The following is a 10,876-nucleotide window of genomic DNA, read 5'->3' on the forward strand; positions in this document are numbered from 1 at the left end:
TTCCCAAATACTCAAACCTGCAGAACGCTGGACACTAGCAGTTGCGTATAGGCGTGTTGGGGATCATCCAGCACCTGATCGGTCAGCCCGGCCTCAACCACATGACCATCCTTCATCACCATCAACCGGTCGGCCAACAGGCGCACCACAGCAAGATCATGGGTCACGATGATCGCGCTCAGCCCCATTTCACGCACCAAGCCGCGCAAGAGGTCCAGTAATCGCGCCTGAACCGAGACATCCAGCCCCCCGGTCGGTTCGTCCATGAACACCAGTCGCGGGCCAGTCACCAGATTACGGGCGATCTGCAAACGTTGCTGCATCCCGCCCGAAAACGCGGTGGGCCGGTCATCAACGCGCGCCGCCTCGATCTCGACCCGGCCCAGCCAGTCAATGGCCTTGTCTCGGATGTCACCATAGTGGCGCTCGCCCACGGCCATCAGCCGTTCACCAATATTGCCTCCGGCACTAACTGACATCCGCAGCCCGTCACGTGCATGCTGATGCACAAAGGCCCAGTCGGTACGGCTCAACATCCGGCGTTCGGGCTCCGACATGGTCACCGTATCCACCGGTCCGTTCGCGCGCGTGTCAAAGATCACCTGCCCCGCATCGGGCACCAGATGACCCGCCAAACAATTCAGCAGGGTCGACTTGCCCGAGCCACTTTCGCCGACAATTCCCATCACCTCACTGGGGTAGAGATCAAAAGTTACATCCGTGCATCCGATCCGCGCACCATAGAGCTTTTCGATGCCGTTGACCTGCAACAGGGGGGTCATGCTGCGTTCTCCTCGGCCAAGCGGCCCACATGGCCGGCCGCGCGGCGCGACCGGCAATAATCAGTGTCCGAACAGACAAACATTCGGTTGCCCGCATCATCCAAAATGACTTCATCCAGATAGCTGTCCTCGGCCCCGCACAGGTCACAGGGATGATCGGCCTTGGTGGCCTCGAACGGGTAATCCTCGAAATCGAGGCTCACGACCCTGGTATGTGGCGGCACTGCGTAGATGCGCTGCTCGCGCCCGGCACCGAACAGCTGGATTGCATCCATTTCAAGCTTCGGGTTGTCGAATTTCGGGATCGGGGACGGGTCCATCACATAGCGGCCAGACACTTTCACCGGATAGGCGTAAGCGGTCGAGATCGCCCCGTGCTGGCTGATATCCTCATATAGCTTCACATGCATCAGCCCATATTCTTCAAGGCTGTGCATCTTGCGTGTCTCGGTCTCACGCGGCTCGAGGAAGCGCAGAGGTTCCGGAATCGGCACCTGATAAACGATAATCTGATCTTCGCGCAGCTTCGCCTCGGGGATGCGGTGGCGGGTCTGGATCACCGTCGCCTTCTCGGTTTCCTCGGTCGTCTCCACACCTGCGGTCTTTTCAAAGAACTTGCGGATCGACACTGCGTTGGTCGTGTCATCCGCACCCTGATCGATGACCTTGAGCGTATCCTCAGGCGTCAGCGTCGCGGCCGAGACCTGCACCCCTCCGGTGCCCCAGCCATAAGGCATCGGCATTTCACGGCTGGCAAAGGGCACCTGATACCCTGGAATAGCCAGGCCCTTCAGGATGGCCCTGCGGATCATCCGTTTGGTTTGTTCGTCCAAATATGCAAAGTTGTACGCGCTCATAGCAGTCCCCGCGCAGTTAAGGCTACTTCAAAGGCCTGAGGGCTGGTAAAATGTATGGCGTCCATGCCAACGGCGCGGGCTCCATCCACGTTTCTTGGGCTATCATCGACAAAGATACAGTTCTGAGGGGAAAGATCGGCCCGGTCGCACATCCGACGGAAAATCTCGGGCTGCGGTTTCAAAAGCTTTTCCTGACCTGACACTACGGTCACGCCAAAGACCTCGCCCAGCTCAGGATGCACACCAACACCAACGGGCCATGTTTCCGCTGACCAGTTGGTGATCGCATGAACCGGGGTGCCCTGTTCTTTCAAACGATGGAGCAATCGCCAAGTTCCCTCGATCTTGTGTGGGACGGTCATGGCATAGCGCTCAACATAAGAACTCAGACGTCGCTGGTCGTCAGCATCTTCCAGTTCAGCAGCCAGATCAGCGAAATCCTCACCGCCATCGGCCCGCAGATTACGTTCGGGGAAATCGATACGAGTGAGAAACTCTGCCACCGCCTCGCGGCTACCCATCTCATCCAGCCATGCCAAATGCGGATCCCACTGGATCAAAACGTTGCCGATATCAAAAACGACAGCTTTCATTCCGCAGCCTCCTTTGACGTGATCCGCGCGTCAGCCTCGCGGCGCAGTTTGCGGACCAGTTCAAGCTCGGACTGAAAATCCACGTAATGCGGCAGCTTGATGTGTTCGAGAAAACCGGTCGCCTGAATGTTGTCCGCGTGGCTCAGAACAAATTCTTCATCCTGCGCAGGCGCGCCCAGATTGTCTTCGCCCAGTTCCTTCCACCGCAGCGCGCGATCAACCAAGGCCATCGCGATGGCTTTTCGTTCGGATTGACCAAAGACCAGACCATAACCGCGCGTGAACTGAGGCGGCTCGGTTTTTGAACCCTTGAACTGGTTCACCGTCTCACACTCGGTCAGTTCGACCTCGCCGATATCTATGGCAAAACCCAACTCGGGGATGTCCATTTCAACAGCAACCTTGCCGATCCGCAATTCACCCACAAACGCGTGGTTGCGTGCGTAACCGCGCTGGGTGGAATAAGCCATGCCCAGCACGAAACCCTCATCCCCGCGTGTCAGCGATTGCAGGCGCAACGGGCGATTGGCGGGGAATTCCATCGGTTCGCGCGTCAGGTCGCCGGGGTTGTCATCACTTGTCGGCTCGTCCTGAATGAGGCCCTCGTCTTTCAGGAATTCAGTGATATGCGGCGTCGGTTCTTGCCGCGCTGAACCTTCCGGAACTTTCGGGACATCACCATCCGCGGCCAGTTTGAAATCCAGCAAACGATGGGTATAGTCGAACGTCGGCCCCAGAACCTGCCCACCGGGTGCATCTTTGAACGTGGCCGAAATCCGACGGTCGCAGGCCATCTCACCTGTTTCGACCGGATTGGAATGGCCAAAACGCGGCAGCGTGGTGCGATAGGCGCGGATCAGAAAGATCGCCTCAATCAGATCGCCCCGCGCCTGCTTTATCGCCAGCGCAGCCAGGTCGGGGTCATATAGCGAGCCTTCCGCCATGACCCGGTTCACTGCAAGGCTTAGCTGTTCGCGGATCTGTGCAAGGCTCAGTTCTGCCACATCGGTCGCGCCCCGGCGTTCTTCGGCCAGCCAGGCGTGGGCGTTCTCGATGGCTTTTTCACCCCCTTTGACAGCAACATACATCGCTTACGCCTCCGACGTGATCTGCGTGCTGCGTGGCAGGGCCGCAACCCTGTTGCCGCAGGTAAAAAAGAAATCGCACCCCAGAGGATAGAGCATCGCATTCCCCTGAAGCGCCGGGATACCCGGCAGAGACAGGCGCGCGGTCTTTTTGATGCCGGGGCCGCTCAGAATGGCACCGCTCTGCTCTAGCCGGTCGCATTCCACAATCAGGGTAGCCGAACGATCCGGGTATTCCGGCGTTCCGATGCGATAGGCGTTAAGCGGTCCCAATGCCTCCCACGTGCCAACGGCAAAATCAGCCTTTGCTGCGGATACGAGCGGGGCGCCCGTGTGGAATGTCAGCCAATTGCGGATTGCGGCGGTATCGGTGCCTCCGGCCAGGTGAACCCTGGTCTCGGGGTCGCACAGCGTCAGCAGCAGTGTACCGGCCGCCACGGACAGGGGCGCTGGAGGTTCGCCGCCCGATAGCACACGTATGTCGCCCGGGCATGCCATGACGGTCATCGCAGCGCGGAACGCATGTGCAGCATCGACAGGTGCGTTTTCAAAGCCCCCGGAAAACTGTGTTTGCGCGGCCATCAATCTTCCCCCCGAACAAGCGTGAAAAACTCAACCTTGGTGGCCGCTGCCTTGGCCGCGCGAGTGCTTTTGACCGCCTGCATTTGCTGCTGAAGCGGGTCGAGCAGCCGCGCCTGCACCTCATCCGCTGCCCCGGTCTGCATCATCGCATCAATCAATGCTGCGGCTTCGGCCTTGGGTTTCGATCTACCCTGAACATAACCGTGACCAACCGTTCCATCCTGCAACACCACAGAACAGCGCGTGACCGTCATTTCGCCCAGATTGAACGGTGCTCCGGTGCCGCCGGTGCGACCACGCACCATCACGCTCCCGACCTCGGGGCGGCGCAGCCAGTCAAAGCTCGGGCGGGTCTCAATCCCGTCCCACAAGGTCATCAGGGTGTCGTCAGGTGCACGGGCCAGCAAACCCATCCAATCCCTGCGCGCCCCGATCGCGAATTCTGTCTGATCTGTCATCAAAGCCTCTTGGCCGGGTTGTCTATCTAAACTATACAACTAGACAAATATTAACCCGCGTGTGCGCAACACGCAATCTCCAACTGTGTGAAGATTTGGTGACATGAGCAAAACGCCGATCTGGAAAAGCATCGCCCTGCGCCTGACCTCGGACATTGCCGAAGGGCGGTATCAAACCAGTGACCGCCTGCCGACCGAAGCTCAGCTGGCCGCCAAATACGGTGTCAACCGCCACACGGTGCGGCGCGCGTTGGCTGACATGTCGGAACAAGGTCTGGTTCATGCCCGGCGCGGTGCGGGCGTTTTTGTGGCGGCGCGGCCAACCGACTATCCGATTGGCAAAAGGGTTCGATATCACAAGAATGTCTCGGCCAGCGGCAAGATACCGGGAAAGAAAATTCTGGCCCTGACCACACGCGCGGCAGATGAAGCCGAAGCCGAAGCATTGGGTCTGTGCAAAGGGGACCCGGTGCATGTCTATGACGGGTTATCGCTGGCGGATGGGCAGCCCATAGCCGTTTTTCAAAGCGTCTTCCCGGCAGAACGCTTTCCAAACCTGTTGCAGGCGCTGACCGAGACCCAGTCAGTAACAAAAGCCCTGCAACGCAGCGGTATCGCGGACTACACCCGCATCTCGACCCGATTGACCGCGCGCGGTGCGACAGCAACGCAAGCCCTTCACCTGCAACTGTCCGAAGGTGCCCCGGTGCTGTTTTCGATCGGTGTCAACGTGGACCCGGACGGCGCACCCGTCGAATATGGTCGAACCGTCTTTGCTGGTGAGCGTGTCACGCTGACGCTAAACGAAGAGTAAACCACAACCTCTCCCGCCTGACGTCGACCTCCTGCCGGGGGTCTCATCCCGTTGGGCGTGGCGCGAAATCCGGATAAACTGCCTTTGGGCCAGCGTTGTCCCGGCAATCGGATGAACGGTCGTGCAAAAGCTCTGTGACGCTTTTTCAAACGGTTGCGCCGCACTGAACCGTGCCGTTTTCTTGCCACTCCTAACCCGGTTCAGGGCAACAGGAACGGTTTGGGGTCGGGCGTGCGCAGTCTGCGCTTTTTACCCGACTCGCCCTGGATCAGACGACTGCGCAGCCAGCCCGAAAACCAATCCATCAACATCACCATCAGAATGATCAGGATGATGTAGTAGGCGACCTCTTCCCAGTCTTTCTGCGTGATGATTGCCTGCGTCAGCAGCAAGCCAATACCGCCCCCCGTGATTGCACCGATCACCGTCGCACTGCGGGTGTTGGATTCGAGAAAGTACAAAAGCTGGCTCAGCAAAACAGGCGTGACCTGAGGGATAACGCCGAACCGATACCGTTGCGGGGCGTTCGCACCCGTGGACTGCACACCTTCGATCTGCTTCTGATCCACGTTTTCCAACGCTTCCGAGAATATCTTGCCGAATGTCCCGGTGTCTGTCACCAGAATGGCAAGCGCACCGGTCAACGGGCCGGGGCCAAAGGCGCGGGCCAGAACCACAGTCCAGATCAACGCGTCTACGCCGCGCACAAAATCGAATACACGTCGTGTCGCAAAGCGGATGGATGTCATCCGGTTGAAATTGCGCGTCGCAAGGAAGGCCAATGGCAGGGCCACAATCGCCGCGCCAAACGTGCCCAGAAATGCCATCAGCATCGTCTCGAAGATGGCCCAGGCCACATCCTGATGGCGCCACATCTTGTTGGTCCAGAAATCACTAAAGATCGCACTCGCCTCGCCCGATGTCGCGCGTCCGGCCAGTTCCGGGAAGGACTTGCCGAAATAAGGACTGTCCAGCGTGAACCAGAACAATTCCCACCCCGTGAAATAGCGGAACACCTCGGACCGGTTGCGGGTGACAGTCAAACGACCTGCGTCCGTGGTCACAGACAGCCGGTTTTTAGAGACATTGATCCACTCCGGAACCTCGCCCTCCGGCAACTCGGCCTGTACACCGGCCGAACGCGTGGGCGTCGCGCGAATGGTGCCATAGCCGGGAATGTCATATTCCACCGTCTGCGCACCGAAACGCACCACATGGCCCTTTTCAAGGTCGATCACGGTCGTCTCGCCCAGTGCCACCCACTCCGGCGCCTGACCCTCAGGGTAAGCGCCCTTGCGCTCACCCTCGATGGCGACAGACACTTCACCGGTGCGATTATCCCGCGCGACATGCGTTTTGTAGCTATAGCTGTCTGCCACCAGCGTCTTGCCATTTGCCCAGTTTGCGCGCCCCACAAGGCCCGACACGTCAAAAGCAAAGAAGACATAGACCAGATAGACGAAAACCAGAGCAGGCAACCCGAAATTCATCAACCTTTTGCGGTTGAACAAGCGATCTGCTTCGGCTTTGAGGTCATCAACAGTCAAATTGGTTGCGAAAGTGCTCATGCCAAAGCTCCTTTTTCCGAGCCGTGGGTCAGACGGTCGCGAAGGTAGCCAGACAGCTGGTCGACGACCACGATTGTAACGAACAGAAGAATGAAGATGGCCGCGGCTTCGTCATAACGCCCTTGCCCCCAGGACATGGCATTGCGCAGCTCGTAACCCAGACCGCCCGCCCCGACAAATCCAAGAATGGCCGAGGCACGGATATTGATCTCGAACCGCAGCAGCGCATAGCTGACATAGTTCGGCCCGACCTGCGGGATCACCCCCAGATACATCCGCTGTGACCAGTTGGCACCGACAGAATGCAGCCCTTCCACCGGTTTCAGCGAGGCATTCTCGTTCACTTCGGAAAACAGTTTGCCCAATGCGCCAGCTGTGTGAATCGCAATAGCGATCATCGCGGGAACCGGGCCACCGCCCAGAATGAAGATCAGAACCAACGCAATCACGATCTCGGGAATGGCGCGGCAGATGTCTGATATTCGGCGAAACAGCGGGATAAATGACGGCCACAGCGCCATGCCGCGTGTCGACATCAGGGCGAGAAACGTCCCGACAATTGTGCCAACAAGCGTCGCCGCCGCCGCGATGTTGATTGTCTCGACCAGAGCCGGGAAGAACGAGACCAAATTGGCTGGCATTTCAGCAATCTTTTCCCACGCCTCGGACAGAACCTCTGTGGGGTAATCAAGAATACGGTGCCAACCATCGACAAAGCTGCCGGCATTCCGGTTGTCAGCTGTGCGAAACCCTGCCGCCATCAACGACAGGAACAGGATCAGGAGGATGCCGCCATAGACCCGCTTGCGTCGTGTCATCGCTGTATAGTCGTTGCGGATCTGATCGACGGATAAGGACCCTGCGGTAAGGTCTGTCATGGAATGCTCCTGAAGAAAAACGGGGTCCGGTACATCACCAGACCCCGATCATTGGATATTCAGTTTTAGTTGGACTTCAGCTTGCGCGCTTCGATGATGACCTCGTAGGCCTCATGCGTGATAGGATCAAAGCTCTTGGCTTCACCCGCAGCCACACCATAGAAGCATTCGCGGTCTTTTTCATCCAGCGTGTTCCACAATTCGGTAACCTGAACTTTGACATCCTCGGGCAGAGCCTTGCGCAGTACAACCGGGCCTTCCGGGATCGGTGCCGATTTCCAGATCTCGACCAGATCGTTCATGTCGACCAGACCAGCATCCACAGCGCGGCGCAGCGCGCCCGACTGATAGCCGTCTTCCCACTCGCCGAGACCATCAGCCCAGGTCACACCGCCATCAACGTCACCGTTGTTCACCGCAACGATGGTCTGCTCGTGACCGCCGGTGAATTTCACCTCAGCAAAATAGTCACCCGATTCCATGGTTGCTCCGGTGGCCTGGGGAATCTCGATCGACGGGATCAGATAACCCGAGGTCGAATTCGGGTCACCAAAGCCAAAAACCTTGCCCTTCATGTCCTCAAGCGAGGTGATGCCGCTGTCCTTGCGTGCAAAACCAACCGAGTAATAGCCGTAACCGCCATCGGTGTTCACCTTGACCAGTACCGGCTCAACCGCTTCGGGGTCGCTCAGATAGGTTTTGGCATAGCCCGACGCACCCAGCCAGGCGACATCAATCGTGCCGCCCAGCAGCCCCTGTATCACTCCGTTATAGTCGGCAGGGGCAAACAATTTGGTCGGAACGCCCAAAAGTTCTTCGGTGTATTCGCGCAGACACTCGTTTTTGCTCATCCGGTCCTGAGCGTTCTCGCCACCCAGAATGCCGATACGAAACTCGCTGATTTCTTCAGCCATGACCGGTGCGGCCAGTGTTGTGGTTGCGACCAAGGCAGCAATCAGTTTTTTCATCTGTCTCTCTCCAGTTTGATAACCCCGGCCTCTCATCGGGCCGGGCGATGAAAGGGGTTGGGACGGCTCAAATGGTTGCTTCTGCTTCCATCAGCGCCTTTCGCGTGGCGTCGAGCGTTTCGATTTCCGTTGATGTCGCTTCTTCCGAAAAGCTGGCATCGGCACCATAGATCTCGCGGGCGACGCCAGTGGTCAGTTGCTCGGGCAGCCCATCGAACACGATGCGCCCGTCGCGCATCCCAACCACGCGGTCGCAATAGCGACGTGCAGTGTCCAGTGTGTGCAGGTTGGCGATAACGGTACGGCCATCTTCTTCGTGGATGCGGCGCAGCGCCTGCATCACAACCTGTGCATTCATCGGGTCCAGTGAGGCAATTGGTTCATCTGCCAGAATAATCCTCGGGTCCTGCATCAGCGCCCGCGCAATCGCCACGCGCTGTTGCTGGCCGCCCGACAAGGCCTCGGCCCGTTTCGGAGCGTGCTCCGCAATTCCCAACCGGTCCAGAATGTCGATGGCACGGTGAATTTCATCCATTGGGAACAGGTTGAACATAGCGGCCAGCGTGGAATGACGGTTGAGCGTGCCATGCAGCACGTTCGAAACCACATCCATGCGCGGCACCAGGTTGAACTGTTGGAAAATCATCGCGCAATCAGCCTGCCAGGCGCGTTTGTCACGGCCTTTCAGTTGGGTGATGTCCCGGCCTTCAAACAGGATTTCGCCTTCGCTGGCATCCGTCAGGCGGTTAATCATCCGCAGCAGGGTGGACTTACCCGCGCCCGACCGTCCGATGATCCCGATCATGCATGGCTTGTCCACATCCAGCGTCGCGGCATTCACGGCAACATTGTCACCAAAGCGTTTGGTCAGTTTCTTGATACGCAGCACGTGCCACCCCCAATTCATGTTGGCGGACTGCTACAGATGCCGTTCAACGGATATGTGTCAGCGTAGTGAAAGTTTTGTAACGACCCGACACGCGCGGGGGGTATCCATCGCTCCGCCTCACGGGTATACGCATCCGCGACTCTTCAGCTGATACGAGGCCAATATGAGCTTTGACCGCACCATCAAGATCGCGCCGTCCATTCTGTCCGCCGACTTTGCCAATTTCGGGCAGGAAATTCAGGCCATCGAGGCGCAGGGCGCGGATTGGGTCCATGTTGACGTAATGGACGGCCATTTCGTCCCGAACCTGACCTTTGGCCCGCCAGCCGTCAAAGCCTTCCGCCCGCATGTAAAGACGGTCATGGACGTGCACCTGATGATCACGCCGGTCGATCCATACATCCAGGCCTACGCTGATGCAGGTGCAGACATTTTGACCGCGCATGTCGAGGCGGGGGCCCACACCCACCGCACGCTGCAAGCGATCCGCGCCGCAGGCATGAAGGCAGGCGTCGCCCTGAACCCGGGCACCCCGGCTGAAGCGGTCGAGCATCTTCTGGACCTCACCGATCTGGTCTGCGTCATGACCGTGAACCCCGGCTTTGGCGGCCAGAAGTTCATCGACATGACCGGCAAGATCCGCAAATTGCGCCAGATGATCGGTGACCGCCCGGTGCATATCGAGATCGACGGCGGAGTTGATCCCCAGACAGCACCCCTTGTTGCCGCAGCGGGGGCTGATGTGCTGGTGGCCGGGTCTGCCGTGTTCAAAGGCGGATCAGTTGATCAGCCCGAGGTTTACGGTGAGAATATTCGGGCCGTACGGGCCGCAGCTGAAGGCGGGTTGGGCTGAGCCGCCCGCTCTCGACAGAGTATTTTACTTTTCACGCAAAGCTAGACTTCTTTGAATTCGTCGGTCGGGATGCGCCCTGCCTTGACGTTCTGGTCGTGGCCTTCATTAGGGTCATAGACGCGCCGGGCTGAAGCCCGGCCTACGGGTAGGTCGACGGTCTTCGATAGAAAAGCCTAAAAAAGGCCGCCCCTTATGGAGCGGCCTTTGTTTGTTCACCGATGTGCCGGGCTGAAGCCCGGCCTACCGATTACTCGATGATTTTCGACACGACGCCGGCGCCGACGGTGCGGCCGCCTTCGCGGATCGCAAAGCGCAGGCCGTTTTCCATCGCGATCGGTGCAATCAGCTCAACGCCGAACGACACGTTGTCGCCGGGCATGACCATCTCGGTGCCTTCCGCCAGGGTCACGGTGCCGGTCACGTCAGTGGTCCGGAAGTAGAACTGCGGACGGTAGTTCGCGAAGAACGGGGTGTGACGGCCGCCTTCTTCCTTGGTCAGGATATAGGCTTCGGCTTCGAACTTGGTGTGCGGTGTCACCGAACCCGGCT

Annotated in this window: 13 protein-coding genes; 2 read left to right on the forward strand and 11 right to left on the reverse strand. The window is 58.7% G+C overall.

Annotated elements, in window-relative coordinates; all coding sequences use genetic code 11:
- Positions 1-11: 11 nt before the first annotated feature.
- Genes phnK through phnG form a run of 6 tightly spaced genes read right to left on the reverse strand, consistent with a single transcriptional unit; the run spans position 12 to position 4,357 of the window.
- Positions 12-782 (reverse strand): phosphonate C-P lyase system protein PhnK, encoded by a 771-nt coding sequence (gene phnK / locus ACR0DS_RS14090; RefSeq protein WP_480559829.1) that lies wholly within the window; start codon positions 780-782, stop codon positions 12-14.
- A complete protein-coding gene (locus ACR0DS_RS14095) occupies positions 779-1,639 on the reverse strand; it encodes an alpha-D-ribose 1-methylphosphonate 5-phosphate C-P-lyase PhnJ (protein ID WP_480546268.1) in 861 nt (286 codons plus the stop codon). Before ACR0DS_RS14095 ends, phnK begins: the two co-directional genes overlap by 4 nt.
- The gene (locus ACR0DS_RS14100; protein ID WP_480484063.1) at positions 1,636-2,232 is read right to left on the reverse strand and encodes an HAD family hydrolase; all 597 of its coding nucleotides are present in this window, start codon (positions 2,230-2,232) and stop codon (positions 1,636-1,638) included. Before ACR0DS_RS14100 ends, ACR0DS_RS14095 begins: the two co-directional genes overlap by 4 nt.
- Positions 2,229-3,320 carry a carbon-phosphorus lyase complex subunit gene (locus tag ACR0DS_RS14105; protein WP_480538658.1) on the reverse strand — a complete coding sequence of 364 codons (1,092 nt, stop codon included), beginning with the start codon at positions 3,318-3,320 and terminating at the stop codon, positions 2,229-2,231. Before ACR0DS_RS14105 ends, ACR0DS_RS14100 begins: the two co-directional genes overlap by 4 nt.
- 3 nt (positions 3,321-3,323) lie before the next feature.
- Positions 3,324-3,899: a phosphonate C-P lyase system protein PhnH gene (phnH, locus tag ACR0DS_RS14110; RefSeq protein ID WP_480559831.1), complete on the reverse strand. Its 576-nt coding sequence runs from the start codon at positions 3,897-3,899 to the stop codon at positions 3,324-3,326.
- Positions 3,899-4,357 (reverse strand): phosphonate C-P lyase system protein PhnG, encoded by a 459-nt coding sequence (phnG, locus tag ACR0DS_RS14115; RefSeq protein ID WP_480484066.1) that lies wholly within the window; start codon positions 4,355-4,357, stop codon positions 3,899-3,901. Before phnG ends, phnH begins: the two co-directional genes overlap by 1 nt.
- A 103-nt stretch (positions 4,358-4,460) precedes the next feature.
- Here phnG and phnF point away from each other — a divergent pair, with 103 nt between their 5' ends.
- Positions 4,461-5,171, forward strand: coding sequence for a phosphonate metabolism transcriptional regulator PhnF (phnF, locus tag ACR0DS_RS14120; RefSeq protein WP_209505298.1), 711 nt, complete (start codon positions 4,461-4,463; stop codon positions 5,169-5,171).
- Positions 5,172-5,371: 200 nt separating this feature from the next.
- On the opposite strand, the gene phnE (ACR0DS_RS14125) is transcribed toward phnF, so the two are convergent.
- From phnE (ACR0DS_RS14125) to phnC, 4 genes are all read right to left on the reverse strand, one after another.
- The gene (gene phnE / locus ACR0DS_RS14125) at positions 5,372-6,739 is read right to left on the reverse strand and encodes a phosphonate ABC transporter, permease protein PhnE (protein ID WP_480559833.1); all 1,368 of its coding nucleotides are present in this window, start codon (positions 6,737-6,739) and stop codon (positions 5,372-5,374) included.
- A complete protein-coding gene (gene phnE / locus ACR0DS_RS14130; protein ID WP_480559835.1) occupies positions 6,736-7,617 on the reverse strand; it encodes a phosphonate ABC transporter, permease protein PhnE in 882 nt (293 codons plus the stop codon). The genes phnE (ACR0DS_RS14125) and phnE (ACR0DS_RS14130) overlap by 4 nt, the downstream gene beginning before the upstream one ends.
- 65 nt (positions 7,618-7,682) lie before the next feature.
- Positions 7,683-8,585 (reverse strand): phosphonate ABC transporter substrate-binding protein, encoded by a 903-nt coding sequence (gene phnD / locus ACR0DS_RS14135; protein ID WP_480538665.1) that lies wholly within the window; start codon positions 8,583-8,585, stop codon positions 7,683-7,685.
- Positions 8,586-8,652: 67 nt separating this feature from the next.
- A complete protein-coding gene (phnC, locus tag ACR0DS_RS14140; RefSeq protein ID WP_267365713.1) occupies positions 8,653-9,474 on the reverse strand; it encodes a phosphonate ABC transporter ATP-binding protein in 822 nt (273 codons plus the stop codon).
- A gap of 163 nt (positions 9,475-9,637) precedes the next feature.
- On the opposite strand from phnC, the gene rpe reads away from it, so the two are divergent.
- A complete protein-coding gene (gene rpe / locus ACR0DS_RS14145) occupies positions 9,638-10,327 on the forward strand; it encodes a ribulose-phosphate 3-epimerase (protein ID WP_209505288.1) in 690 nt (229 codons plus the stop codon).
- 247 nt (positions 10,328-10,574) lie between these two features.
- On the opposite strand, the gene ACR0DS_RS14150 is transcribed toward rpe, so the two are convergent.
- The coding region (locus ACR0DS_RS14150) for an EF-Tu C-terminal domain-related protein (protein WP_480616767.1) at positions 10,575-10,876 on the reverse strand (302 nt) is incomplete at its 5' end.

Source organism: Ruegeria sp. AF5 (assembly GCF_056541905.1).